General features: G+C 61.9%; 17 protein-coding genes. 12 read left to right on the top strand and 5 right to left on the bottom strand.

What is annotated here, in order from left to right; all coding sequences use genetic code 11:
* Window positions 1-44 precede the first annotated feature (44 nt).
* From PH551_RS07890 to PH551_RS07840, 11 genes are all read left to right on the top strand, one after another.
* Complete coding sequence (locus tag PH551_RS07890; RefSeq protein ID WP_285192540.1) at window positions 45-3,368, top strand: transglutaminase family protein; 3,324 nt, start codon at window positions 45-47, stop codon at window positions 3,366-3,368.
* A 37-nt stretch (window positions 3,369-3,405) separates the two neighbouring features.
* Window positions 3,406-5,823: a circularly permuted type 2 ATP-grasp protein gene (locus tag PH551_RS07885; RefSeq protein WP_285192539.1), complete on the top strand. Its 2,418-nt coding sequence runs from the start codon at window positions 3,406-3,408 to the stop codon at window positions 5,821-5,823.
* Complete coding sequence (locus PH551_RS07880; protein WP_285192704.1) at window positions 5,820-6,707, top strand: transglutaminase family protein; 888 nt, start codon at window positions 5,820-5,822, stop codon at window positions 6,705-6,707. The genes PH551_RS07885 and PH551_RS07880 overlap by 4 nt, the downstream gene beginning before the upstream one ends.
* Before the next feature lie 114 nt (window positions 6,708-6,821).
* Entirely contained in the window at window positions 6,822-8,057 is a 1,236-nt protein-coding gene (locus tag PH551_RS07875) for a pilus assembly protein (RefSeq protein WP_285192538.1), read from the top strand.
* 271 nt (window positions 8,058-8,328) lie between these two features.
* Window positions 8,329-10,791: a glycogen/starch/alpha-glucan phosphorylase gene (locus PH551_RS07870; protein WP_285192537.1), complete on the top strand. Its 2,463-nt coding sequence runs from the start codon at window positions 8,329-8,331 to the stop codon at window positions 10,789-10,791.
* On the top strand, window positions 10,788-12,995 hold the full coding sequence (gene glgB / locus PH551_RS07865; RefSeq protein WP_285192536.1) for a 1,4-alpha-glucan branching protein GlgB: 2,208 nt from the start codon (window positions 10,788-10,790) through the stop codon (window positions 12,993-12,995). Before PH551_RS07870 ends, glgB begins: the two co-directional genes overlap by 4 nt.
* 18 nt (window positions 12,996-13,013) lie before the next feature.
* Window positions 13,014-14,276 carry a glucose-1-phosphate adenylyltransferase gene (gene glgC / locus PH551_RS07860; RefSeq protein ID WP_285192535.1) on the top strand — a complete coding sequence of 421 codons (1,263 nt, stop codon included), beginning with the start codon at window positions 13,014-13,016 and terminating at the stop codon, window positions 14,274-14,276.
* Between the two features lie 3 nt (window positions 14,277-14,279).
* Entirely contained in the window at window positions 14,280-15,722 is a 1,443-nt protein-coding gene (gene glgA, locus PH551_RS07855) for a glycogen synthase GlgA (RefSeq protein ID WP_085779473.1), read from the top strand.
* Window positions 15,723-15,728: 6 nt separating this feature from the next.
* Window positions 15,729-17,360, top strand: coding sequence for an alpha-D-glucose phosphate-specific phosphoglucomutase (locus PH551_RS07850; RefSeq protein ID WP_085779474.1), 1,632 nt, complete (start codon window positions 15,729-15,731; stop codon window positions 17,358-17,360).
* 13 nt (window positions 17,361-17,373) lie between these two features.
* Entirely contained in the window at window positions 17,374-19,350 is a 1,977-nt protein-coding gene (gene glgX / locus PH551_RS07845; protein WP_285192534.1) for a glycogen debranching protein GlgX, read from the top strand.
* An 89-nt stretch (window positions 19,351-19,439) separates the two neighbouring features.
* Window positions 19,440-19,928, top strand: a complete 489-nt coding sequence (locus PH551_RS07840) for a MaoC family dehydratase (protein WP_285192533.1) — start codon at window positions 19,440-19,442, stop codon at window positions 19,926-19,928.
* A gap of 16 nt (window positions 19,929-19,944) precedes the next feature.
* On the opposite strand, the gene PH551_RS07835 is transcribed toward PH551_RS07840, so the two are convergent.
* From PH551_RS07835 to PH551_RS07815, 5 genes are all read right to left on the bottom strand, one after another.
* A complete protein-coding gene (locus PH551_RS07835; RefSeq protein WP_285192532.1) occupies window positions 19,945-20,343 on the bottom strand; it encodes a VOC family protein in 399 nt (132 codons plus the stop codon).
* 30 nt (window positions 20,344-20,373) lie between these two features.
* Entirely contained in the window at window positions 20,374-20,922 is a 549-nt protein-coding gene (locus PH551_RS07830; protein WP_285192531.1) for a sarcosine oxidase subunit gamma, read from the bottom strand.
* Window positions 20,915-23,908 (bottom strand): sarcosine oxidase subunit alpha, encoded by a 2,994-nt coding sequence (locus PH551_RS07825; protein WP_285192530.1) that lies wholly within the window; start codon window positions 23,906-23,908, stop codon window positions 20,915-20,917. Before PH551_RS07825 ends, PH551_RS07830 begins: the two co-directional genes overlap by 8 nt.
* Entirely contained in the window at window positions 23,905-24,246 is a 342-nt protein-coding gene (locus PH551_RS07820) for a sarcosine oxidase subunit delta (protein WP_085779479.1), read from the bottom strand. Before PH551_RS07820 ends, PH551_RS07825 begins: the two co-directional genes overlap by 4 nt.
* A gap of 109 nt (window positions 24,247-24,355) precedes the next feature.
* Window positions 24,356-25,609: a sarcosine oxidase subunit beta family protein gene (locus PH551_RS07815; RefSeq protein WP_085779480.1), complete on the bottom strand. Its 1,254-nt coding sequence runs from the start codon at window positions 25,607-25,609 to the stop codon at window positions 24,356-24,358.
* 307 nt (window positions 25,610-25,916) lie between these two features.
* On the opposite strand from PH551_RS07815, the gene PH551_RS07810 reads away from it, so the two are divergent.
* Window positions 25,917-26,966 (top strand): FecR family protein, encoded by a 1,050-nt coding sequence (locus PH551_RS07810; RefSeq protein ID WP_483315410.1) that lies wholly within the window; start codon window positions 25,917-25,919, stop codon window positions 26,964-26,966.
* Window positions 26,967-26,971: the final 5 nt, after the last annotated feature.

Raw genomic sequence — 26,971 nt, 5'->3', positions numbered from 1 at the left:
AACAGCAAGCCGCACAATGATGCGCGCCGGATAAAAAGAGAAATATGTCGATCAAAGCCAGCATCTATCATCTGACGCATTATACCTACGACAAACCGGTCCGCCTCGGCCCACAGATCATCCGGTTGAAACCGGCCTCGCATTCGAAGACGCGGGTGCTCAGCCACTCGTTGAAGGTCTCGCCCTCCAACCACTTCGTCAACCTCCAGCAGGACCCCTACGGCAATTACCTCGCCCGCTACGTCTTCCCCGATCCCGTGACCGAGTTCAAGATCGAGGTCGACCTGGTCGCCGACATGACGGTCTACAATCCCTTCGATTTCTTCGTAGAGGAGGAGGCGACAAAGTGGCCGTTCGACTATCCTGAAACCATCCGTGAGGATCTGTCGATCTACATGACGCCGGAGCCCGCCGGCCCGCGTCTCAAGGCACTGCTGCCGACGCTCGATTGGTCGCCGGGCCAGCCGACGATCGATATGGTCGTCGGTTTGAACGCCCGCCTGCAGCGGCAGATCGGCTATGTCATCCGCATGGAAGCCGGTGTGCAGACGCCGGAAGAGACGTTGGAAAACGCCAAAGGCTCCTGTCGCGACACCAGCTGGCTGCTCGTCCAGATCCTGCGCCATCTCGGCCTTGCCGCGCGCTTCGTCTCCGGCTACCTCATTCAGCTGACGCCTGACCTGAAGGCGCTCGATGGCCCCTCCGGGACCGAAGTCGATTTTACCGACCTGCATGCCTGGGCCGAGGTCTATCTGCCGGGTGCCGGCTGGGTCGGCCTCGATCCGACCTCCGGCCTCCTGACCGGCGAAAGCCATATCCCGCTTGCAGCGACGCCGCATTACCGCAACGCTGCCCCCATTTCCGGCGGCTATTTCGGCGAGGCCGAAACCGAATTCGCCTTCGATATGAAGGTCTCGCGCGTTGCCGAGCATCCGCGCATCACCAAGCCCTTCTCCGATGACAGCTGGAACGAACTCAACGAACTCGGCGAGAAAGTCGATCGTATCCTCGAAACCGAGGATGTGCGCCTCACCATGGGCGGCGAGCCGACCTTCGTTTCGATCGACGATTTTCAATCCGCCGAATGGAACACCGAGGCCGTCGGCCCGACCAAGCGCGAAAAGGCGGACGCGCTCATCCGCCGGCTTCGCACCCGCTTCGCCCCGAACGGCTTTCTGCATTACGGCCAGGGCAAATGGTATCCGGGCGAAAGCCTGCCGCGCTGGACCTTCTCGCTCTACTGGCGCAAAGATGGCTTGCCGATCTGGTCCGATGACAATCTCGTCGCCACCGAGGGCCGCAATTATGAGGTCACGGAGGATGATGCCGGCCGGCTGCTCACGGCGATTGCCGGCGAGCTGGATGTGTCCCCGGAATATGTCGCGCCGGCCTTCGAGGATCCCGCCGAATGGCTCACCAAGGAAGCGAACCTGCCGGAGAATGTCGATCCGGCGAATTCCAAACTCAAGGACGCCGAGGAGCGCAGCCGTATCGCCCGTGTCTTCAATCGCGGACTGACCCGCCCGACCGGTTATGTCCTGCCTGTTCAGGCCTGGAACGCGCGCGCCAGCGGCCGCACCTGGACGAGCGAGAAATGGTCGACGCGGCGCGGCCGCATCTTCCTCGTGCCGGGCGACAGCCCGGTCGGCTATCGTCTGCCGCTCAATTCCCTCGCCTATATCCCGCCCTCGCAATATCCCTATATCAACCCGCTCGATCCGTTTGTGCAGCGCCCGGAACTGCCGGATTTCGCCGAGGATAGCGGGCGTCCGCTACAGGCCGCGCACTTCCAGCCCTTCACCGGCCAGCAACCGGCGGCACCTCAATCGTTGAACGAGATCGGCGGCCACGTCCGCACCGCGATTTCCGTCGAGCCGCGCGATGGCCGCCTCTGCGTCTTCATGCCGCCCACAGAAACGCTCGAAGATTATCTCGATCTCATCGCCTCGACCGAACGAGCGGCCGCCGCTCTCGGTCTCGCCGTTCACATCGAAGGCTATCCGCCGCCGCAAGACGAGCGCATCAACGTCATCCGCGTCGCCCCGGATCCCGGCGTCATCGAGGTCAACATTCATCCGTCCTCGACATGGAAAGAAACGGTCGACATCACCACTGCCATCTACGAGGAGGCCCGCCAGAGCCGTCTCGGCGCCGACAAGTTCATGATCGACGGCCGCCATACCGGCACCGGCGGCGGCAACCATGTCGTCGTCGGCGGAAGCAATCCGAACAACAGCCCCTTTCTGCGCCGCCCGGATTTGCTGAAGAGCCTCGTGCTGCACTGGCAACGCCATCCCTCGCTTTCCTACCTCTTCTCCGGGTTGTTCATCGGCCCGACCAGCCAAGCGCCGCGCATCGATGAAGCCCGCCACGACAGCCTCTACGAGCTGGAAATCGCACTGGCGCAGATCCCGGCGCCCGGCCGCGGCCAGCAGCCTTTGCCCTGGCTCGTCGACCGCCTGTTCCGCAACCTCTTGATCGACGTGACCGGCAATACCCATCGCGCCGAAATCTGCATCGACAAGCTCTTCTCCCCCGATGGCCCGACGGGCCGCCTCGGCCTGGTGGAGTTCCGCGGTTTCGAAATGCCGCCGAATGCCCGCATGTCGCTGGCCCAGCAGCTGCTGGTGCGTGCGCTGATCGCTCGCTTCTGGATGAAACCGGCCGACGGCAAGTTCGTGCGCTGGGGAACCTCGCTGCACGACCGCTTCATGCTGCCGCATTATGTCTGGGCAGACTTCCTCGATGTGCTGGCGGACTTGCGTCAAAACGGCTTCGATCTCAGCCCTGAATGGTTCAAGGCCCAACTCGAATTCCGCTTCCCCTTCTGCGGCGAGGTCGACTATGAAGGATCGAAGCTGGAACTGCGTCAGGCGCTGGAACCCTGGCACGTCATGGGTGAGCAAGGCGCGATCGGCGGCACGGTTCGCTATGTCGATTCGTCCGTCGAACGCCTGCAGGTACGCTTCGAAACCAGCAATACCGCGCGCTACACCGTCACCTGCAACGGCCGCGTCCTGCCGCTGACGCCGACCGGCACGTCGGGCGTATCGGTCGCCGGCGTTCGCTACAAGGCATGGCAGCCGGCTTCGGGCTTGCATCCGGTGCTGCCGATCAGCACACCTTTGACTTTTGACATTTATGATACATGGTCGAAGCGTTCGATTGGCGGCTGCATCTATCATGTTGCCCATCCGGGCGGCCGGACCTATGACACCTTCCCGGTCAACGGCAACGAGGCGGAAGCAAGGCGGCTGGCCCGCTTCGAGCCGTGGGGGCATACGGCGGGCGGTTTCATCCCGCGCGCCGAGACGGGTTCGCCGGAATTCCCGCTGACGCTGGATCTGAGGCGGCCTGCCGGCATTTGAGACCCGGGGGCAGAGGCCGAGGGTGAGGTTGGGTTTGATGGGTAAGAGACCGGCAGTGGAGCGCAGGCAAGAGGCGGAGAGCAGCATCGGCAAGGATGCGGCCTTCGGCTATGCGCCGCTTCCCGGCACCGCCGACGAGATGGTCGACAATAAAGGCGCGGTCCGCCCCGTCTGGCAGCGTTTCCTCTCGCATCTCGGCGCAATGTCGGAAAAGGATCTCGCGGAGCGTTTCGCCCGCGCCGACCGCTACCTCAGAGACGCCGGCGTCTTCTACCGTGCCTATGGCAGCAAGGGAGCCGGCGAACGCGCCTGGCCGATCTCGCATATCCCGGTGCTGATCGACGAGCGCGAATGGCAGGCGCTGTCGGCAGGCCTCGTCCAGCGCGCCGACCTCCTGGAGGCGATCATTGCCGATATCTACAGCGAGAACCGGCTGGTCGAGGAAGGATTCCTGCCGCCGGCGCTGATCGCCGCCAATCCCGAATTTCAGCGCCCGCTGGCCGGCATCCGGCCGGCATCCGGCCACTATCTGCACTTCTGCGCCTTCGAAATCGGCCGCGGGCCTGACGGCAATTGGTGGGTGTTGGCAGATCGCACCCAAGCTCCCTCCGGCGCCGGCTTCGCGCTTGAAAACCGCGTCGCGACGACCCGCGCCTTCTCCGACATCTATGCCGAAACGCCCGTCCACCGCCTCGCCTCGTTCTTCGGCGCCTTCCGCGATGCGCTGCAGGACATGAAACATTCAGGCGACGACCGCATCGCCGTCCTGACGCCAGGTCCTGCCAACGAGACCTATTACGAACACGCCTACATTGCCCGCTATCTCGGCTTCATGCTGCTCGAGGGCGAGGATCTCGCCGTCGTCAAGGGCCGCGTCATGGTCCGCACCGTCGCCGGCCTGAAGCCGATCGGCGTGCTCTGGCGCCGCCTCGATTCGGCCTTTGCCGACCCGCTGGAGCTGAACCAGAATTCGCATATCGGCACGCCCGGTCTCGTGGAAGCGCTGCGCGCCGAAAGCGTCACCATCGTCAACGCGCTCGGCACCGGCATTCTCGAAACCCGGGCGCTTCTCGCCTTCATGCCGACCATCTGCCGGCATCTGCTCGGGCAGGATCTGAGACTGCCGTCGATTGCCACCTGGTGGTGCGGCCAGAAGGAAGAGCGCGAGCAGGTCGCCAAGAATATCGAGAAAATGGTAATCGGCCCGGCCTATTCCCGTGCGCCTTTCTTCGACGACAACGGCGAATCCGTGCTCGGCTCGTCGCTGCGGGCAACGGCCAAAGATTCCATCGCCAACTGGCTGAATTCGGACGGTCAGAAACTGGTCGGTCAGGAAGTCGTCACGTTGTCGACGACGCCCGCCTGGGTGAATGGCAAACTCATGCCGCGGCCGATGTCGCTGCGCGTCTTCGCTGCCCGCACGGCAAACGGCTGGCAGATCATGCCCGGCGGTTTTGCCCGCATCGGCTCCGGCGCCGACGTCTCGGCGATCGCCATGCAGTCCGGCGGAGCAGCCGCCGACGTCTGGATCGTCAGCGACAAGCCGGTCGAGCGCCACACCCTGCTGCCGGCCGAAGGCAGCTTCACCCGCAACATGCCGGGCAGCCTGCCGAGCCGGGCGGCCGACAATCTGTTCTGGCTCGGCCGATATATCGAACGCGCCGAAGGGGCGTTGCGGATCCTGCGCGCCTGGCATGCGCGTTATGCCGAAGCCGCCGATCCGAGCCAGCCGCTGCTCGCCGACGTCTCCGCCTATCTCGCGGCCGTCGATATCGATACCGCCGAGCCCGTGCCCGAGAGGCTCCTGCGCAACATCGACAGCGCCGTCTATTCCGCCAGCAACATCCGCGACCGCTTCTCGCCCGATGGTTGGCTCGCCCTCAACGATCTCGCCAAAACCGCCCGCCGCTTTCACGCCACCGTCACTGCCGGCGATGACGCCAGCCATGCGATGACGATCCTCCTGCGCAAGCTCGCGGGCTTCGCCGGCCTCGTGCACGAGAACATGTACCGCTTCATGGGCTGGCGTTTCCTCTCCCTCGGCCGCTATATCGAGCGCGGCCTGCACATGACGCGCCTGCTCGGCCACATGTCCGGCCCGGAAGCGCCCGACGGCGCGCTCGACATGCTGCTCGAGATCGGCGACAGCGTCATGACTCACCGCCGCCGCTACAACGTCAATACAGCAAGGCTGACCGTCACCGACCTGTTGGCGCTCGACCCCCTCAATCCGCGCTCGGTCCTCTTCCAGGTGAACGAAATCCATCATGAGGTCGAGCAATTGCCGAACGCCTTGATCAATGGGCAGATGTCGCCCTTCTACCGCGAGGCGATGCGGCTTCATTCCGGTCTGGCGGTAATGACGCCGGAGGGCATGGGGATAGAGGTCTACCAGCGGCTCGAACGCGAGTTGGAGCAGCTTTCTGATCTGCTCGCCCAGACCTATCTCGGCTGATGGCAGTGCTTTACGATCTCTCGCTCCGCATGAGTTACAGCTACGACGTGCCGGCCTCCGGCGCTCGCCATATCATGCGATTGATGCCGCTGTCGCTGAGCAACCGGCAACGCCTGGTCGCCGGCTCGATCACTGTTTCGCCGACGCCGGACGAGCAGTCTCATTTCGTCGATTTCTTTCAGCATCCCGCCACCTCCTTCATGCTGCGGACGCCGCATGAGACGCTCGACATTCGCATGCAGGCCCGTGTGCAGGTCGAAAGCCAGCCGATCGCCGCCGATTTCTCGCCGCTGCTTGCCGACCTGCCGGAGGAAATATCCGGCGTCTGGTCACTTGCGCCGGATTCGCCGCATCACTTTCTTGGCGACAGCCCGCGCCTGACGCAGACGCGCGAGATTGGCGATTACGCACGAAGCTGCGTCACGCCCCAGCTGACAGCCATGCAGATCGCCCATGCGCTCTGCGCCCGCATCAATAGGGATTTCACCTACGATTCCGACGCAACCGCAGTAGACACGACCCCGCTCGAAGCGTTCAGGCTGAAGCGCGGCGTCTGCCAGGATTTCACCCACGTCATGATCCTGGCGCTCAGAAGCCTCGGCATTCCGGCCGGCTACGTCTCCGGCTTCCTGCGCACCATTCCGCCCCCCGGCAAGGAAAGGCTGGAAGGAGCGGACGCGATGCATGCCTGGGTGCGGGTCTGGTGCGGCGAGACGATCGGCTGGATCGAACTCGACCCGACCAACAACATCCCCGCCGGCATGGACCATATTGTGGTCGCCTATGGCCGGGACTATTCCGACGTCGTCCCCGTCATCGGCGTCTTGAAAAGCTATGGCGGCCAACGCGCCGTTCAGGCGGTCGACGTCATTCCGCTGAAATGATCCCAAAATTGGAAAAATCAGCCAATTCGTTAAAATTCTATTGACGCCGTAAGGACTGCATAAAGAAGCAGCGTGCGTAAATCACCTCACAGGGTTTCCAGTTGGGTGAACATGATGAGCACCTCCATTTTGCGTCCCTGCCTGCGTCGCATGTTCAGCGATCGAGGCGGTAATTTCGGAATTATGACGGCGATTTTGGCGCCGGTTCTTCTCGGCGCCGCCGGCTTGGCGATTCAGGTCGGAGATATGCTGCTCTCCAAGCAGCAATTGCAGGAGGCGGCCGATTCGGCGGCGCTTGCCACCGCCACCGCGCTAGCGAATAGCACGATCCAAACCTCTGAGGCCGAAGCCTTTGCGCGGAATTTTGTCGCCGGGCAAATGGCGAATTATCTGCAAAGCGGCGTCGACATTAAAAGCGCGACTGGCGTTACCGTGCAGACAAACACGTCGGGAAATTCGACATCCTATCAGGTAACGGTTTCGCCAAGCTACGACCTGAAGGTCAATCCGCTGATGCAAGCGGTCGGTTTCACCACGCAACACCTTTCGACGTCCGGCACGACGGTCGGCGGCCATTCGCAGACTCAGGGCTCCATCTCGATGTATTTGGCGCTCGATAAATCGGGATCGATGGGAGAGGATACCGCGACCGTTAATAAGGATGTTCCGACGGAATCATACACCTACGACTGCAACCTTCACTACAACAGCAAGAATGATAAGTGGGTTTACGACAAATGCACCGGTAGCCGCACAAATTACTACACCAAGATCGAGGCGCTTAAGATCGCCGCCGGCAATCTCTTCGGCCAGCTGAACAGCGCCGATCCCAACGCCCAATACGTGCGCACTGGCGCAGTATCTTACGATATCGTTCAATATACACCCAGCACTCTTGCCTGGGGAACTTCTGGGGTCTCGAGCTATGTCAACGCACTTCAGGCGAATGGCGGCACGAATTCGAGCGGCGCGATGAACACGGCCTATTCGTCCCTGACGGCAAAGAATGCTGCGGGGAATGACGCCGAAGATTCCGCCCATAAGCTGAAGACTGGCCAAATACCCAAAAAGTACATCGTCTTCATGACCGACGGCGACAATAATAACGATAGCAGCGGCGGCCGTTCATATGACACACTGACCAAGGCAACATGCGACACTGCCAAATCCAAGGGCATCGAGATCTATACGATCGCCTTCATGGCGCCGGCGGGCGGACAGGCCTTGCTGCATTATTGTGCCTCCGACGACTCCCATTATTTCCAGGCCGAAAAAATGGAAGACCTCCTCGCAGCGTTCAAAGCGATCGGAGCGAAGGCCTCCGCACAGATGACGCGCCTGACGAATTGAGATGCCGGCGAGGAACCGAATGAAAAGCCGCGCCGGAACAAACCGGCGCGGCTTTTCATTATCGATAGCCCACCCGTCCGATCGGGAAAGGCGATTGAAATCAACCCTCCTCGGCGATCTGATTATGAAGCTTTCGCAATTTTTTCGTTTGTCCAAATCCTTTGTTGCAAGTGCTTCCTAACGATGCATAAACTGTCGCAAGCGCAGGCGACAAATCGATTAAATCAGGCATAACAGCCTGATACCAAATTAAAATTGGCGAGATCTGACCATGAATACCGTTTCCAAGCCGGTTATCCCCTCTCCCGCTCCCCGCAGCTCAAGGCCGGAAATTCTCGCTGAGGAAATCATCGAACGTCTGACCTATCGCATCGGCAAGGATGCCAAGGTGGCAAAGCCGCATGACTGGCTGACGGCGACGATCCTGGTGGTGCGCGACCGTATCATCGACAAATGGATGGCCTCCACACGCGAGGTCTATGCGACCGGCGCCAAGCGCGTCTATTATCTTTCGCTCGAATTCCTGATCGGCCGGCTGATGCGCGATGCCGTGTCCAATCTCGGCCTGATGGAAGAGGTTCGCGATGCGCTGGCCTCGCTCGGCGTCGACGTCAATGTCATTGCCGGCCTGGAGCCGGATGCAGCGCTCGGCAATGGTGGCCTCGGCCGCCTCGCCGCCTGTTTCATGGAGAGCATGGCGACGGTCAATGTTCCGGCTTATGGCTACGGCATTCGTTACGTCCACGGCCTATTCCGGCAGCAGATGGCCGACGGCTGGCAGGTGGAGCTGCCCGAGAACTGGCTCGCCCACGGCAATCCCTGGGAATTCGAGCGCCGCGAGAGCTCCTATGAAATCGGTTTCGGGGGCTCTGTCGAATTCATTACCACCCATGACGACCAGCCGCGCTACGTCTGGAAGCCGGCCGAGCGCGTCATCGCCGCCGCCTTCGACACTCCGGTCGTGGGCTGGCGGGGAAAACGAGTCAACACGCTACGCCTCTGGTCGGCGCAGCCGATCGACCCGATCCTGCTCGATGCCTTCAACGCCGGTGACCACATCGGCGCGCTGCGCGAAAGCAACAAGGCCGAAAGCCTGACCCGCGTCCTCTATCCCGCCGACGCCACCCCTGCCGGCCAGGAACTGCGCCTGCGCCAGGAGTTCTTCTTCTCGTCTGCATCGCTGCAAGACATTCTTCGCCGCCACCTGCAGCAATATGACGATTTCACCTCGCTGCCTGACAAGGTGGCCATTCAGCTGAACGACACCCATCCGGCCGTCTCGGTCGCCGAACTGGTGCGCCTGCTCTGCGACGTGCACGGTATGGATTTCGACCAGGCTTGGGATATTACCCACCGCACCTTTTCCTACACCAACCACACGCTTCTGCCCGAAGCCTTGGAAAGCTGGCCGGTTCCGCTCTTCGAGCGCCTGCTGCCGCGCCACATGCAGATCGTCTACGCAATCAATGCCAAGATCCTGCTTGATGCCCGCAAGGGCAAGAGCTTCTCCGACAGCGAAATCCGCTCGATTTCGCTGATCGAGGAAAGCGGCGACCGCCGCGTGCGAATGGGCAATCTCGCCTTCATCGGCTCGCACTCGATCAACGGCGTCTCGGCCCTGCACACCGACCTGATGAAGGTCACGGTGTTCGCCGACCTGCACAAGCTCTACCCCGAGCGCATCAACAACAAGACCAACGGCATAACGCCGCGTCGCTGGCTGCAGCAGTGCAATCCCAGCCTCACCGGTCTGATCCGCGAGGCGATCGGCGATGAGTTCCTCGATGACGCCGAGAAGCTGCGCCCGCTCGAGGCGCATGCTTCCGACCCGAGCTTCCAGCAGAAGTTTGCCGCAGTGAAGCGGGCCAACAAGGTGGCCCTTTCCAATCTCGTCGCCAGCCGCATGGGCGTGAAGCTCGATCCGTCGGCGATGTTCGACATCCAGATCAAGCGCATCCATGAATACAAACGCCAGCTTCTGAACATCATCGAAGCCGTCGCGCTTTACGACCAGATCCGCTCGCATCCGGAACTGGACTGGGTGCCGCGCGTAAAACTCTTCGCCGGCAAAGCGGCGCCGAGCTATTACAACGCCAAGCTCATCATCAAACTGATCAACGACGTCGCCCGCACCATCAACAACGACCCGTCGGTGCGCGGCCTGCTGAAGGTCGTCTTCGTGCCCAACTACAATGTCTCGCTCGCCGAGGTCATGGTTCCCGCCGCCGACCTTTCCGAGCAGATTTCGACCGCCGGTATGGAAGCCTCCGGCACCGGCAATATGAAGTTCGGCCTCAATGGCGCGCTGACGATTGGCACGCTCGACGGCGCTAATGTCGAGATGCGTGACAATGTCGGCGAGGATAACATCGTCATCTTCGGCCTTAGGGCCGACGAGGTCGCTAAGGTCCGCAGTGATGGCCACAATCCCCGCGCCATTATCGAAGGCTCCCGCGAACTCTCCCAGGCGCTCTCAGCCATCGGTTCTGGCGTCTTCTCGCCCGATGACCGTAATCGCTACACGGCGCTGATCGACGGCATCTATTCGCATGACTGGTTCATGGTCGCCGCCGATTTCGACGCTTATGCCCAGGCCCAGCGCGACGTCGACCAGATCTGGACCAACCAGGCGGCCTGGTACACGAAGACGATCAACAATACCGCACGGATGGGCTGGTTCTCCTCCGACCGTACGATCAGGCAATATGCAGACGAAATCTGGAGAGCCGGATGAAAACGCCGAAAACCCTCCCTGAAGTAAAGCTTTCCTGGGAAATTTCGGCAGATGAAATCACGGCGATCCTTGCCGGCTCGCATTCCAATCCCTTTGCCATCCTAGGTGTGCACCAAGCCGGCGAGGCTTTCGTTGCCCGGTGCTTCATCCCGGGTGCCGAGGAAGTGACCGCCATGACGCTCGATGGCGGCATCATCGGCGAATTGAATCAGCTCCACGCCGACGGGTTCTTCGCCGGGCCGGTTTCGCTCGCGAAGCTGCAGCCGGTGCGCTACCGCGCCCGGCGCGGTGACGCCGAATGGGCAGTCACCGACCCCTACAGCTTCGGGCCGGTGCTTGGGCCGATGGACGATTATTTCGCCCGTGAAGGTTCGCATCTGCGCCTGTTCGACAAGATGGGCGCGCATCTGATCAAGCATGACGGCGCGCAGGGCATCCACTTCGCGGTCTGGGCGCCGAACGCCCAGCGCGTTTCCGTGGTTGGCGATTTCAACGGTTGGGACGGCCGCCGCCATGTCATGCGCTTTCGCGCCGACAGCGGCATCTGGGAAATCTTCGCTCCGGATGTGCCGCTCGGCGTCGCCTACAAGTTCGAGATTCGCGGCCACGACGGCGTGTTGCTGCCGCTGAAGGCCGATCCCTTCGCCCGCCGCAGCGAGCTCAGACCCAAGACCGCCTCGATCGCCGCTGCCGAGCTGGAGCAGGTCTGGGAGGATGAGGCCCATCTGAAGCACTGGCGCGAAACCGACAAGCGCCGACAGCCGATCTCGATCTATGAGGTGCATGCCGGCTCCTGGCAGCGCCGGCAGGACGGCACCATGCTGTCCTGGGACGAACTTGCCTCCAGCCTCATCCCCTATTGTGTCGACATGGGTTTCACCCATATCGAATTTCTGCCGATCACCGAGCATCCCTACGACCCCTCCTGGGGCTACCAGACGACCGGCCTTTATGCGCCGACCGCCCGCTTCGGCGAGCCGGAAGGCTTCGCCCGCTTCGTCAACGGCTGCCACAAGGTGGGCATCGGCGTCATCCTCGACTGGGTACCGGCGCATTTCCCGACCGACGAACACGGCCTCGGCTGGTTCGACGGCACGGCGCTCTACGAGCACGAAGATCCGCGCAAGGGCTTCCATCCGGACTGGAACACGGCGATCTACAATTTCGGCCGCACCGAAGTGGTTTCCTATCTGGTCAACAATGCCCTTTACTGGGCCGAGAAATTCCATCTCGACGGCCTGCGCGTCGATGCCGTCGCCTCGATGCTCTACCTCGATTATTCCCGCAAGCACGGCGAATGGATTCCGAATGAATATGGCGGCAACGAGAACCTCGAAGCCGTCCGCTTCCTGCAGGACCTCAACACCCGCATCTACGGCCAGCACCCCAACGTCATGACCATCGCCGAAGAATCGACCTCCTGGCCAAAAGTCTCGCAACCCGTGCATGAAGGCGGGCTCGGCTTCGGTTTCAAATGGAACATGGGCTTCATGCATGACACGCTGAGCTATATGAAGCGCGACCCGGTGCACCGCAAACACCATCATAACGAGCTCACCTTCGGCCTCCTCTATGCCTATTCGGAAAATTTCGTCCTGCCGCTGTCGCACGACGAGGTCGTTCACGGAAAAGGCTCGCTGATCGCCAAGATGCCGGGCGATGACTGGCAGAAGTTCGCTAATCTGCGCGCCTACTACGCTTACATGTGGGGCTATCCCGGCAAGAAGCTGTTGTTCATGGGCCAGGAATTCGCCCAGTGGAGCGAATGGAGCGAGGATCGGTCGCTCGACTGGAACCTGCTGCAATATCGTATGCACGAGGGCATGCGGCGCCTGGTGCGCGACCTCAACTTCACCTATCGCAGCAAGCCCGCCCTGCATGAGCGTGACTGCGAGGGCGACGGCTTCGAATGGCTGATTGCCGACGACGGCGAGAATTCCGTCTTCGCCTGGCAGCGCAAGGCGCCGGGCCAGAAGCCGATCGTCGTCATCATCAACTTTACTCCCGTCTACCGCGAGAACTACTTGTTACGCCTGCCTTCCGCAGGCCGCTGGCGGGAGATTCTGAATACCGATGCCGAAATCTATGGCGGTAGCGGGAAGGGCAATGGCGGGCGCGTGCAGGCCGTCGATGCCGGCGGCAATATCACCTGCTCGATCACGCTGCCGCCCTTGGCGACAATCATGCTTGAACCTGAAAATTAAGACTGGTGGGAGGAGAAAATGGTAGAGAAGCGTATTCAGCCACTTGCCCGCGACGCAATGGCTTACGTTCTGGCGGGCGGCAGGGGGAGCCGTCTCAAGGAACTCACCGACCGGCGTGCCAAGCCCGCCGTCTATTTCGGCGGCAAGGCACGCATCATCGATTTCGCGCTGTCCAACGCGCTGAATTCGGGCATTCGCCGCATCGGCGTCGCGACGCAATACAAGGCGCATTCGCTGATCCGCCACATGCAGCGCGGCTGGAACTTCTTCCGCCCGGAGCGAAACGAAAGCTTCGACATCCTGCCTGCCTCGCAGCGCGTTTCCGAAACGCAATGGTATGAAGGCACCGCCGACGCCGTTTATCAGAACATCGATATTATCGAGGATTACGGCGTCGAATACATGGTCATTCTCGCCGGCGACCATGTCTACAAGATGGACTATGAATACATGCTCCAGCAGCATGTCGATTCCGGCGCGGACGTGACGATCGGCTGCCTGGAAGTGCCGCGCATGGAAGCGACCGGCTTCGGCGTCATGCATGTCAACGAAAAGGATGAGATCTTCGCTTTCATCGAAAAGCCGGCGGATCCCCCCGGCATTCCCGACAAGCCGGATTTCGCGCTCGCCTCGATGGGCATCTATGTCTTCCACACCAAGTTCCTGCTCGATGCGCTACGCCGCGACGCCGCCGACCCGACATCGAGCCGCGATTTCGGCAAGGATATCATCCCCTATATCGTCAAAAACGGGAAGGCCGTCGCCCACCGCTTCGCCAAATCCTGTGTCCGCTCCGATTTCGAGCACGAGCCCTACTGGCGCGACGTCGGCACGATCGACGCCTACTGGCAGGCCAATATCGATCTGACGGCCATCGTCCCGGAGCTCGATATCTACGACAAGTCCTGGCCGATCTGGACCTATGCCGAGATCACCCCGCCGGCGAAGTTCGTCCATGACGACGACGACCGCCGCGGTTCGGCCACCTCCTCGGTTGTGTCAGGCGACTGCATCATCTCAGGCGCCAGCCTCAACAAAAGCCTGCTCTTCACCGGCGTCAGGGCCAATTCCTTTTCCAAGCTGGAAGGGGCGGTCATCCTGCCGAATGTGAAGATCGGACGGCGGGCGCAGCTCAAGAACGTCGTGATCGACCATGGTGTCGTCATTCCCGAAGGGCTGGTCGTCGGCGAGGATCCCGATCTCGACGCCAAACGCTTCCGGCGGTCGGAAGGGGGCATCTGCCTGATCACCCAACCGATGATCGACAAGCTGGATATCTGACGTATGAAAGTTCTTTCGGTTTCGTCCGAAGTCTTCCCCTTGATCAAGACAGGGGGTCTGGCCGACGTGTCAGGTGCCCTGCCAATTGCTCTGAAAGCCTTCGGGGTCGAGACCAAGACCCTCCTGCCCGGCTACCCCGCCGTCATGAAGGTCATTCGCGACCCTGTCGTCAGACTCGAATTCCCGGACCTGCTCGGTGAGCGGGCGACCGTGCTCGAGGTTGAACATGAGGGTCTCGATCTGCTCGTCCTCGACGCGCCCGCCTATTACGAGCGGCCGGGCGGTCCCTATCTTGATCCGCTTGGCAAGGATTATCCCGACAATTGGCGCCGTTTCGCCGCCCTGTCGCTTGCCGCTTCCGAAATCGGCGCCGGACTGCTGCCCGGCTGGCGGCCTGATCTCGTCCACACCCACGACTGGCAGGCGGCGCTGACCTCGGTCTACATGCGCTATTATCCGACCCCGGAACTGCCGAGCGTGCTGACAATTCACAATATCGCCTTCCAGGGCCAGTTCGGCCCGGAGATTTTTGCCGGTCTGCGTCTGCCAGGTCATGCCTTTGCCATGGACGGCATCGAATATTACGGCACCGTCGGCTTCCTCAAGGGCGGCCTGCAGACTGCCCATGCGGTCACGACAGTCAGCCCCACCTATGCCGACGAAATTCTGACGCCGGAATTCGGCATGGGGCTCGAAGGCGTCATCGCCACCCGCATCGACGATTTGCATGGAATCGTCAACGGCATCGACACCGATGTCTGGAACCCGGCGACCGACCCCGTCGTCCACACCCACTATGGCCCGACGACGCTGAAGAACCGCGAGGAAAACCGCCGCTCGATCGCCGAGTTCTTCCACCTCGACAATGACGATGCGCCGATCTTCTGCGTGATCAGCCGCCTCACCTGGCAGAAGGGCATGGATATCGTCGCCAACGTCGCCGACCAGATCGTCGCCATGGGCGGCAAACTCGTCGTGCTTGGCTCCGGCGAAGCAGCGCTCGAAGGCGCGCTGCTTGCCTCCGCCAGCCGCCATCCCGGCCGGATCGGCGTGTCGATCGGCTATAACGAACCGATGTCGCACCTGATGCAGGCCGGCTGCGACGCCATCATCATCCCGTCGCGCTTCGAACCCTGCGGCCTCACCCAGCTTTACGGCCTGCGTTACGGCTGCGTGCCGATCGTCGCCCGCACCGGCGGATTGAACGACACCGTGATCGACGCCAATCACGCCGCACTTGCGGCGAAAGTGGCAACCGGCATACAATTCTCACCCGTGACCGAAACCGGCATGCTACAGGCAATCCGCCGTGCGATGCATTTTTACGCGGACCGAAAACTCTGGACCCAATTGCAAAAGCAAGGCATGAAATCGGATGTCTCCTGGGAGAAGAGCGCCGAACGCTACGCTGCCCTCTATTCAAGCCTCGTCTCGAAAGGCATGTGACCTAAAATGATCAAGTCCGTACCCACCACGCCCTATCTGGACCAGAAACCCGGCACGTCGGGTCTGCGTAAGAAGGTTCCGGTCTTCCAGCAGCCGAATTATGCCGAGAATTTCATCCAGGCGATCTTCGATTCGCTGGAAGGCTATCAGGGCAAGTGCCTCGTCATCGGCGGCGACGGACGTTACTACAATCGCGAAGTCATCCAGAAGGCGATCAAGATGGCCGCTGCCAACGGCTTCGGCAAGGTCATGGTTGGCAAGGGCGGCATTCTGTCGACGCCGGCCGCCTCCCACATCATCCGCAAGTACAAGGCCTTCGGCGGCATCATCCTCTCCGCCAGCCACAATCCCGGCGGCCCGACCGAAGACTTCGGCATCAAATACAATATCAATAATGGCGGCCCGGCGCCGGAGAAGATCACCGACGCGATCTATGCGCGCTCCAAGACAATCGACAGCTACAAGATCGCCGATTTCGCCGACGTCAATCTCGACCGCATCGGCAAGGACGAGCTTCCCGGCGGCATGATCCTCTCGGTCATCGACCCGGTCGAGGACTATGCCGCGCTGATGGAAGAACTGTTCGATTTCGGCGCCATCCGCAATCTGATCAGTCTCGGTTTCCGCATCGCCTTCGACGGCATGAGCGCCGTCACCGGACCCTACGCCAAGGAAATCTTCGAAAATCGTCTTGGCGCTCCCCTCGGTTCGGTGCGCAATTTCATGCCGCTGCCGGATTTCGGCGGTCATCACCCCGACCCGAATCCGGTTCACTGCAAGGAACTCTTCGATGAGATGATGGGCGAGGACGCCCCCGATTTCGGCGCCGCGTCCGACGGCGACGGCGACCGCAACCTCATTATCGGCCGCGGCATCTTCGTCACCCCTTCCGACAGCCTGGCGATCCTTGCCGCCAACGCCAATCTCGCCCCCGGCTATTCCGGCGGTCTCGCCGGCATCGCCCGGTCGATGCCGACATCGGGCGCGGCCGACCGCGTCGCCGAAAAGCGTGGCATCGGCATGTATGAGACACCGACCGGCTGGAAATTCTTCGGCAACCTGCTCGACGCCGGCATGGCGACGATCTGCGGTGAGGAAAGCTCCGGCACGGGCTCCAATCACGTCCGTGAGAAGGATGGCCTCTGGGCCGTGCTGCTGTGGCTAAACATCCTTGCCGTGCGCGGCGAGAGCGTCGCCGACATCGTCACCCAGCACTGGCAGACCTACGGCCGCAACTATTATTCGCGCCACGATTATGAAGGCCTGGACACCGACGCGGCGAATGGCCTGATGGACAATCTCCGCAGCCAGCTTTCCACCTTGGCCGGCAAGAACATCGGCAGCCTGAAGGTCGAGAAAGCCGACGACTTCGCCTACCACGACCCGATCGACAAGTCGGTGAGCGAGCATCAGGGCATCCGCGTGCTCTTCGAGGGCGGCTCCCGCGTCGTCTACCGTCTCTCCGGCACCGGCACGTCTGGCGCAACCTTGCGCGTCTATATCGAGCGCTACGAGCCGGATTCGACTCGTCACAACATCGAAACGCAGGAAGCGCTCGCCGATCTGATTGCGGCCGCCGAAAGCATTGCCAGCATTCGTGAGCGCACGGGACGCGATGAGCCAACCGTGATCACCTGATCCGGGGCGGGACATGCGGGACAGCAATTCGGCGCGGGGTGCGATCGTCTTCGAGACCGGCGTCGAATTTGCCGTGTGGTCGCATCACGCCACGCAGATCGAACTCTGCCTCTTCGAAGGTGACGGCAACAGGGAATTTGCGCGCCTGCCGATGGCTCGCGATGGCAACCACATCCATCGCCTCTTCGTCGACGGCCTCGGTCAAGGTGCCCGCTACGGCTATCGTGCCGACGGCATCTATGCGCCCGACAACGGCCTCTGGTTCGACCCGTCCAAACTGCTGATCGATCCCTACGCCAAGGAAATCGACCGGCCGTTCCGCTACGATTCCCGCCTCGGGCTCTACGGCGAGGACAGCCAGGATCTGATGCCGAAGGCGATCGTCACCACCGACACCCCAGCCGCAATCGACAAGCCGCTCTTCAAACCGGGCGGTTTTATCTATGAAGTGGCGGTGCGGCCCTTCACCATCCTTCACCCCGATGTGCCGGAAGCCGAACGCGGCACGGTCGCAGCCCTTGCCCATCCCTCCGTTATCGCGCATCTGAAGCGGATCGGGGTCGATGCCATCGAACTGATGCCGATTACCGCCTGGATCGATGAGCGCCATCTGCCGCCGCTCGGTCTCACCAACGGCTGGGGCTATAACCCAGTCGGCCTAATGGCGCTCGATCCGCGGATCGTCCCCCGCGGCATGGCGGAACTGCGCAGGACGGTCGCCGCTCTCCATGCCGAAGGCATCGCCGTTATCCTCGATCTCGTCTTCAACCATACCGGCGAGAGCGACCGCTATGGCACGACGCTGTCGCTGCGCGGCCTCGACAACCTGCATTATTACCGCCACGCCCGAAACAGCCCCGGCGAACTGATCAACGACACCGGTACCGGCAACACGATCGCCTGCGACCATCCCGAGGTCAGGCGCCTCGTCATCGACAGCCTGCGGCATTTCGTGCTCAACGCCGGCGTCGATGGTTTCCGTTTCGATCTCGCCCCGGTGCTGGGCCGCACCGCGAGCGGCTTCGAGCGCGACGACGGAACGCTCGCTGCGATCCTTGCCGATGATCTGCTTGCCGACCGCATCATGATCGCCGAACCCTGGGATATCGGTCCGGGCGGTTACCAGCTCGGCAACTTCCCGCTGTCCTTCCTCGAATGGAATGACAGGGTTCGCGACGATCTGCGCTGTTACTGGCGTGGCGACCAATGGAAGACCGGCTCGCTCGCAACGGCGCTTGCCGGTTCCTCCGACATCTTCTCCCGCAACGACGGCAAAGAGACGCGCAGCGTCAATTTCCTCGCCGCCCATGACGGCTTCACACTGATCGACCTCGTCTCCTATGCCGGCAAGCACAATGACGCCAACGGCGAGCACAATCGGGACGGTCACAACGAGAACCATTCCTGGAACAACGGCGTCGAAGGCGAGACCCTCTATCCCAGTATCCGCAAGCGCCGGATCAACGACGTCATGGCGCTGATCTCGACGCTCTTTGCCACCCGCGGCAGCATCATGCTGACGGCGGGCGACGAGGGCGGCCGCAGCCAGCGCGGCAACAACAATGCCTATTGCCAGGACAATGAGATCACCTGGCTGGACTGGAAGGCGCTGAACGAGGATCTTATCGCCCACACCGCTTTCGTCGCAGGACTGCGCCGCCGCTTTACCGTCTTTTCCGAAACGGGCTTCCTTTCCGGCAACGGCGACGTCGAATGGATCTCACTCTCCGGAGAACCGATGACCGTTACGGAATGGGAGACTCCGTCGCTCTCGACCCTCGGCATGCTGCTTACCACAGGCGACCGCTCCTCGCGCGGCAAACAGACCCGGCTTGCCGTGCTTTTCAATCGTTCCGAGAGCCGCCAGCTCTTTACGCTCCCGTCAGAGAATGAGCCGGGCTGGCGCCAGTTGACGCCGGAGGGAGCGAAGAAGGCCGGTGCCAGCGTGACCGTCGAGCCACGCTCCGTCGCCTTTTTCGTAGAAAAATGATCGCCTCCCCCAACTCACTCAAATCCTTGTCGCAATCGTCATGAATGCACGATAAGGCTTTGCCCGGCGGCTTTTCTCACGAGGAATTCATGGTCACGGAAATTTCACTCTCCGACGTGCGGGGATTGATCGGCATGGAATCGGGTCTTTCGGATTGGATCACCGTCGATCAGACAATGATCGACGCCTTTGCGGGGGCGACCGACGACCATCAGTTCATTCATGTCGATCCCGAGCGCGCCGCCGCTGAAAGCCCCTTCGGCGGCACGATCGCCCATGGTTTCCTGACGCTGTCCCTGCTGTCGGCGATGAACTACAACTGCCTGCCGAGGGTGCGCGAGCAGACCATGGGCATCAACTACGGCTTCGACCGGGTCCGCTTCATGACCCCCGTCAGGAGCGGCGCCCGTGTTCGCGGCCGCTTCCTGCTCTCCGACGCCCGCTTCCGCGGCGGCGGCATGCTGATGACCACCTATGACGTGACGATCGAAATCGAAAACGAGAAGAAGCCGGCGCTGACGGCAAGATGGATCACCATCATCCAGTTCGATCCCAAGGACCGCCCGGAAGACGCGTAGGCAATCGCGGCTCTTGTTATTCCGGTGAGTTGATCACCGCTTCGAGAGCATGTCCGTCCGGATCGATTACGAAGGCAGCATAATAATGCTCGCCATAGTGGGGCCTCAGACCTGGAGCGCCGTTGTCACGGCCGCCATGCGCGATTGCCGCGGCATGAAATCCGTCAACCGCCTGGCGACTTGGTGCGGCAAAGGCCAGATGAAAACCCGAACGCGGCGGACGCTGGCCATCAGGCCGATGTTTGATCGCCAACTTGTCCCCGCCGCCAGGAAGGCCATAGCCGACCGCCTGCCCTACCTGCCCCGGCCTGATGTCGTCCCAGACCCTGACATAACCGAGCGCGGCGAAAGCGGCATCGTAAAATGCCGCCGACCGCTCGATATCGGAGACGCCGAGGGAAGCATGGTGCAGCATTCTCTATCCCTGAGCAAAATTGTCGCGATCTCAATGTGCGGCATCTTCCGCCGCCTCGGCCAGCAGCCCGAAGACGTAATCGGAAAACGACCGCCAGCACTCCACCCGGAACGTGTCTTCTTCCGTGCGGAAAAGTACGATCTCCGCTTTGCCGAAGACCGTGCGCGAGGCCGCGCCGACTGGAAAGGACGACAGCGACAGGTCCTGCGGGCAGCCGGCCGCAAGCGTCGCCTCCGCACCCGGCCCGGAGACGATGACCGCCACGTTGCGGTGGGAAACGTCGGTCGCCGAATGCAGCGCGCCGGCGCTGGAACATGCCGCCATCAGATCGCCACCGGCCTCATCGATCAACAGCCACTCGTCCGGCCCGAGCCAGAGCGCCGAGCGCGCACCGGCGCGGCCGGACGTCTTCGGCGTGGTCGGCACAGAGAGGCCGAGAGCCAAAGAAAGTGCTTTGAGCGACCCCGCCGGCGCGCGTAGCGCCACGCGGCTTGCCGGCGGTACGACGGCCAGACGCACAGTGGCGGAGCCGCCGAGACGGCCGGCCAGCGCCGGCTTGCGAATTGCGACATCAGCCATGGATGCGGCCTCCTTCCTTGTCAAAGAATACCAGATCCGTCACTTCGACGGCGATCGTCCGGTCCGGCATCGGCACATAAAGCGTCTCGCCCATCCGCGCCCGGCCGCCCGCGACCAGAGCGAAGGCGATCGACCTGCCGCAATTTTCCGACCAATAGGCCGATGTGACATGGCCGAGCATCGTCATCGGCTTCGGCTCGTTCGGGCTAGCGACGACCTGCGCGCCCTCTTCGAGCACCAACTTCGGATCCTTGGTAACGAGGCCGACGAGCTGCTTGCGTCCCTCCTTGACGAGGTCCGGCCGCTGCAGCCCGCGAATGCCGACGAAGTCCTTCTTCTTCTTCGAAACGGCCCAGGCGACGCCCGCGTCGTCGGGGGTCACGGTCCCGTCCGTATCCTGGCCGACGATGATATAGCCCTTCTCAGCGCGGAGGACGTGCATGGTCTCAGTGCCGTAGACGCAGGCGCCGAGCGGTTCGGCATTGGCCCAGACCGCTTCGAGCACCGACTGGCCGTAGTCGGCCGGCACGTTGATTTCGAAACCGATTTCTCCCGTGAAGGAAACGCGGAAGAGCCGCGCCGGTACGCCGCAGACCGTGCACTCGGCAACGCTCATATGCGGGAAGGCCTCGTTGGAAAGATCGACCCCTTCGACGAGAGGCTCGACGATCTCGCGCGCCTTCGGTCCCTGGACGGCGATGACAGCCCATTGTTCGGTCACCGAAGTCAGCCACACCTTCAGATCGGGGAATTCCGTCTGCAGGTAATCTTCCATGTGATGGAGAACACGCGGCGCTCCGCCTGTCGTCGTCGTCACGTGAAAACGATCCTCTGCCAGACGCCCGACGACGCCGTCGTCATAAACGAAGCCGTCCTCACGTGTCATGATGCCGTAGCGCGCCTTGCCGGGCTTCAGCGTGTCCCAGGCATTGGTGTAGATCAGATTGAGGAATTTCGCCGCATCCGGGCCTACCACTTCGATCTTGCCGAGCGTAGAGGCATCGAAGATGCCTGCCGACTCGCGGGCCGTCCGGCACTCGCGCGCGACCGCCTGGTGCATGTTCTCGCCCGAGCGCGGATAGAACCAGGCGCGCTTCCAGTTGCCGACATCCTCGAAAACGGCGCCTTGCGCTTCTTCCCAGTCGTGCAGCGGCGTCTTGCGCGTCGGATCGAACAGCTTTCCGCGTGAATGGCCGATCAGCGTACCATAGGTCACCGGCGTATAGGGTGCGCGGAAAGTCGTGAGACCGACCCGCGGGATTTCCTTGCCGAGCATTTCGGCGGCAATCGCCAGGCCATGCATATTCGAAAGCTTGCCCTGATCCGAGGCCATGCCGTTGGTCGTAAACCGCTTGATATGCTCGATCGAATGCATGCCTTCGCGCACGGCAAGGCGGATATCTTTGGCGCAGACGTCATGCTGGAAATCGATGAAGGCCTTGGCGTTCGTCTTCGGTCCGGCGCCTTCGGCAGCGCCGATCATCCCGCCCGTCCAGTCATACGGCTGCTCGGCCGAAATCGTGATTTTCCCGCCGCCGCTCTTGCCCGCGGCCTGCGCCATCAGTTCGCCTGCGGCAAGCGATTCCTCGACCGTTCGCTGCAGGTCGTCGGTGCCGTTACAGGCTCCGACCGAAAGGCAATCCTGCGCATAGGTGCCGGGCAGGAAACGCTGGCTTTCCGCTTCGAAGGCCACCTTGCCGCGGGACTGCGAGAACAGATGCACGGATGGCGTCCAGCCGGCCGAAACCAGAAGCGCATCGACCGGGATCTTGCGCGGCGAACCGCCGCCGTTGCGCGCTACTGTCATCGATGAGATGCGCAGCCGCCCCGCCGTATTGATGACCGACTGGCCGGTAAGAACATCTATGCCGAGTGCACGCGCCTCCGCCAGCACTTCAGCACCCGGCGCCTGCCTGCAATCGACGATAGCGGCGACCGAAACACCGGCCCGCTTGAGATCGAAAGCCGCCTCATAGGCAGAGTCGTGCGCCGTGTAGATGCCGACATTGTTTCCGACGGCGACACCGTAATGATTGAGGTACATCCGCCCCGCCGAGGCGAGCATGATGCCGGGCCGGTCGTTGTTGGGAAATACCATGTGCCGCTCGATCGAGCCGGTGGCGAGAATCACCCGCTTGGCCCGGACCTGCCACAGCCGCTCGCGCGGCAGATCACGCGAAGGCTTGGCCATGTGATCGGTGACGCGCTCGGCAAGGCCGACGAAATTATGGTTGTAGTAGCCGAAGGCGGTCGTGCGGGTGAGCACTTCGACATTGTCCATCGCCTTCAGCCGCGCCACGGTCTTCTGCGCCCAGGCGTAACCATCCTGTCCGTCGATCCTGATGCCGGCATCGTAGCGCAGCGCGCCGCCGGCTTCCGCCTGCTCGTCGCAGAGGATCACCTTCGCGCCGGTCTCGGCCGCGGCCAGCGCTGCCGAAAGCCCGGCCACCCCGGCGCCGACCACCAGCACGTCGCAATGGGCGTAGCGGCTGGCATAATGGTCCGGATCTTCTTCCGTCGGCGCGACGCCGAGACCGGCAGCGCGGCGGATGAACGGTTCGTAGACATGTTTCCAGGCGGAGCGCGGCCACATGAAGGTCTTGTAGTAGAAGCCGGCGGCGAAGAACGGCGACATCAGGTTGTTGACCGCACCGACGTCATAGGCAAGCGAAGGCCAGCGGTTCTGCGACTGGACGATCATGCCGTCGAAGATTTCCTGCACCGTAGCGCGGACGTTCGGCTGCTTGCGCGCCTTATCACGCGCGACATCGATCAGCGCGTTCGGCTCTTCGGCGCCTGCCGAGAGGATGCCGCGAGCCCGATGATATTTGAACGAGCGGCCGACGAGATGAATGCCGTTGGCGATCAGCGCCGAAGCGACGGTATCGCCTTCCAGCGCCGTATAGCTCTTGCCGTCGAAGCTGAAGCGCGCGGTCTTTGCAGGCGTCAGACGCCCCTTCCCGGCGATACGATTAGCACCGCTCATTGGGCCTCTCCTTCCACCGCTTCATAGGTCTCGACAGGGCTATGCTGTTCGGCCTCGGCACCGATCCGCGGCTTCGGCTCGCCCGCCTTGTAGGTCATGATGAACTTGTCGCTCACCGTATCGCGCGCCGCGTTGAAGAACCGGCCGCAGCCGTGAATATGCCGCCAGCGCTCGAAGATCAGCCCCTTCGGGTTGTCGCGCAGGAAGAAGTATTCTTCAAATTCCTCGTCCGAGACCGAGGCGATATCAGCGGGCCGCACAATATGCGCGTCACCCGCACCGCGGAATTCGAGCTCGGAACGCTCTTCCTGACAATAAGGGCAATGGATCAGCAGCATGTGAGATTTCCTTCTCCTCCCCTTCTCCCCAGCAGGGAGAAGGTGCTTTCAAGGCGGATGAGGGCGTGAATAACCAAAGAAGCGGGCATCTGAGCGAACATGTTCATCATCAGTGCGCCACCGCCGCAGCCGCCGCTTCATCAATCAGCCGGCCGCTGCGGAAGCGTTCCAGCGTCAGGCCGGCATTGAACTTGTGCGCTTCATCGCGGGCGATGAGGTGCGCAAAGAGATTGGCCGAGCCCGGCGTTGCCTTGAAGCCGCCGGTGCCCCAACCGCAATTGACGTAAAGCCCGGGAACCGGCGTCTTTGACTGGATCGCCGAACGGTCCGGCGTATTGTCGACGATGCCGCCCCATTGCCGCATCATCTTCACGCGCCGGAACATCGGAAAGAGTTCGCAGATGGCGTCGAGCGTATGCGTGATGATCTGCAACCCGCCGGTCTGGGAATAGGAATTATACTGGTCGGTACCGGCGCCGATGACGAGCTCGCCCTTGTCGGACTGGGAGATGTAGGCATGCACCGTGTTCGACATGACGACGCAGGGGAAGATCGGCTTCAGCGGCTCGGAGACCAGCGCCTGCAGCGGGCTCGACTGCAGCGGCACGCGCACATCCGCCATCTTCATGATTGTCGAGGTATGGCCCGCGGCCGATACGCCGACCTTTCTGGCGCCGATGAAGCCGCGCGAGGTCTCGACCCCGGTCACCCGTCCGTCAGGACCGCGCCGGATACCAGTCACTTCGCAGTTCTGGATGATGTGCACACCCCGATCGGAGGCTGCGCGCGCATATCCCCAGGCCACCGCATCGTGCCGCGCCGTGCCGCCGCGACGCTGCAGTGCCGCACCGTTGATCGGATAGCGCGCGCTGGCGGAGATGTCGAGCGGCGGACAATAAGCCTTGGCCTGCTCCGGCGTCAGCCATTCATTGTCGATGCCGTAGAGCCGGTTGGCGTGGATGTGTCGCTTGAACGACTGCTGGTCGTGAATATTGTGCGAGAGCATCATCACGCCGCGCGGCGAATACATCACATTGTAGTTGAGCTCCTGTGAAAGCCCTTCCCAGAGCTTCATCGAATGCTCGTAAATGTGCATGCTCTCTTCATAGAGATAGTTCGAACGGATGATGGTGGTATTGCGCCCGGTGTTGCCGCCGCCGAGCCAGCCCTTCTCGAGCACCGCCACATTGGTGATGCCGTGCTCCTTCGCAAGATAATAGGCGGCTCCCAGGCCATGTCCGCCAGCGCCGATGATAACGACGTCGTATTCGGCGCGCGGCTCCGGCGAAGTCCACTGCTTCTCCCAACCTCTGTGGCCGCGAAGGGCCTCCCGCGCCACGGCAAAAACCGAATATTTCCGCATCCGCCTTCTTCTCCTTCGGGCAAGGGCTGTACTCGCGCCCATACAAATCGCAAATCCAAATGCGGCACAACGGCTGTTTTGCGACGCGCGAGAGCTTCACTTTTGACACTGAACGACATCGTGTCGAAAACTGAGCAATTTGCGATGGTGTTAAGCGCCGCTTCCCAAACTCGAACGAACATCATCCTGCAGGATCTTGCGAAGGTCCGGCCTTCCCCTTGGCGGCAGACCTGACTAGCCCAAGAGGGTGAAAAGACAAGCAGTTAGTATGATGTTAATTTTTCCCCGTTGCCGGGATTGGTGTATCATGTGCATACGGGGGCGGCTTTTATTCCAGGCGCTTTTCATTGCGCTATGCGGCTTCCGGCTGGCAACTGCCGCCGAGCCGGTCGGCCAGGCTGTGGTCATCAAGACCGAGGTGACTGGACAAGCAGGCCCGATCGAAGTCAACACAAGCGTTCACCGCGACGAACGCATCAAGACTTCGCAGTCTGGGCTGGGCCAGTTTGTATTTAGAGACGGCACCAAACTTGCGGTCGGCTGGGGGTCCTCCGTCGTCATCGACAGATATGTTTTCGACGACACCCAATCGGTCAAGCAACTCACCATCAAGGCCGCCAAGGGGACCTTCCGCTGGGTAAGCGGCACTTCGAAGTCCTCGGCCTATCAAATTCTGACGCCTGCAGGCACGATCGGCGTGCGCGGCACCGCATTCGATTTTTATGTCGGCCCTGACGGCACCACGGCCGTCGTCCTGTTGAACGGCGCGGCCCGCTTTTGCGGCCCCGGCGGCTGCCGGCAGCTGCAGCAACGCTGCGACTGCGTTATCGCCAAACCGAACGGCGACATGACGGCGGCCCGACGAGTGGAGCGTAACGTCCTCCAGAAGCTTGGAAATGAGCGCGCTCTGCCCTTCCTCTCCGGCAACCAGCGGCTTTCGGGTGGCCTCGGCCTGCTCGGCGGATGCAATATGGCTTCGCTGGTGCCGGAAAGAAGCGAACGAGACCGGCCGCCGCCGGCAATTGCACCCGCTCCGCAAAGACAGGATCCGCCACAGAGAGAGGCCGAGCCACAAAAGGAGCGACCGCAGAAGCCGGAAATGCCGCACCACGACAAGCCCCATCATGATAGACCCGACCACGATAAGCCGGACAGGCCCGATAAGCATGAGGGTCATGGCCGGCATGACGAGGACGGCAAGCCGGGAAATCACGGTCTGGATCATCGGGGGCACGACCGCCAGCATGATGGAGGTCGCGATCACCATCATGATCATGATGGTGCTGGTGATGGTGATGGTGATGGTGACAATGATCGGAACCACCATAGGAGCCGCGATTTCAATCGCGGTCGTTGAGGCCG

Source organism: Rhizobium atlanticum, assembly GCF_030182485.1.
GTDB lineage: Bacteria > Pseudomonadota > Alphaproteobacteria > Rhizobiales > Rhizobiaceae > Rhizobium.
Note: the sequence above shows the minus strand (reverse complement) of the source record. Positions and strands in the feature narration are given on the sequence as shown.

Excerpts from the sequence above, each read along its gene's own strand:
- glgC (WP_285192535.1), top strand. The coding sequence starts at position 13,014 with ATGGTAGAGAAGCGTATTCAGCCACTTGCCCGCGACGCAATGGCTTAC.
- PH551_RS07825 (WP_285192530.1), bottom strand. The coding sequence starts at position 23,908 with ATGAGCGGTGCTAATCGTATCGCCGGGAAGGGGCGTCTGACGCCTGCA.
- PH551_RS07815 (WP_085779480.1), bottom strand. The coding sequence starts at position 25,609 with ATGCGGAAATATTCGGTTTTTGCCGTGGCGCGGGAGGCCCTTCGCGGC.
- PH551_RS07875 (WP_285192538.1), top strand. The coding sequence starts at position 6,822 with ATGAGCACCTCCATTTTGCGTCCCTGCCTGCGTCGCATGTTCAGCGAT.
- PH551_RS07870 (WP_285192537.1), top strand. The coding sequence starts at position 8,329 with ATGAATACCGTTTCCAAGCCGGTTATCCCCTCTCCCGCTCCCCGCAGC.
- PH551_RS07840 (WP_285192533.1), top strand. The coding sequence starts at position 19,440 with ATGGTCACGGAAATTTCACTCTCCGACGTGCGGGGATTGATCGGCATG.
- PH551_RS07850 (WP_085779474.1), top strand. The coding sequence starts at position 15,729 with ATGATCAAGTCCGTACCCACCACGCCCTATCTGGACCAGAAACCCGGC.
- glgB (WP_285192536.1), top strand. The coding sequence starts at position 10,788 with ATGAAAACGCCGAAAACCCTCCCTGAAGTAAAGCTTTCCTGGGAAATT.
- glgA (WP_085779473.1), top strand. The coding sequence starts at position 14,280 with ATGAAAGTTCTTTCGGTTTCGTCCGAAGTCTTCCCCTTGATCAAGACA.
- PH551_RS07810 (WP_483315410.1), top strand. The coding sequence starts at position 25,917 with ATGTGCATACGGGGGCGGCTTTTATTCCAGGCGCTTTTCATTGCGCTA.
- PH551_RS07885 (WP_285192539.1), top strand. The coding sequence starts at position 3,406 with ATGGGTAAGAGACCGGCAGTGGAGCGCAGGCAAGAGGCGGAGAGCAGC.
- PH551_RS07830 (WP_285192531.1), bottom strand. The coding sequence starts at position 20,922 with ATGGCTGATGTCGCAATTCGCAAGCCGGCGCTGGCCGGCCGTCTCGGC.
- PH551_RS07820 (WP_085779479.1), bottom strand. The coding sequence starts at position 24,246 with ATGCTGCTGATCCATTGCCCTTATTGTCAGGAAGAGCGTTCCGAGCTC.
- glgX (WP_285192534.1), top strand. The coding sequence starts at position 17,374 with ATGCGGGACAGCAATTCGGCGCGGGGTGCGATCGTCTTCGAGACCGGC.
- PH551_RS07835 (WP_285192532.1), bottom strand. The coding sequence starts at position 20,343 with ATGCTGCACCATGCTTCCCTCGGCGTCTCCGATATCGAGCGGTCGGCG.
- PH551_RS07890 (WP_285192540.1), top strand. The coding sequence starts at position 45 with ATGTCGATCAAAGCCAGCATCTATCATCTGACGCATTATACCTACGAC.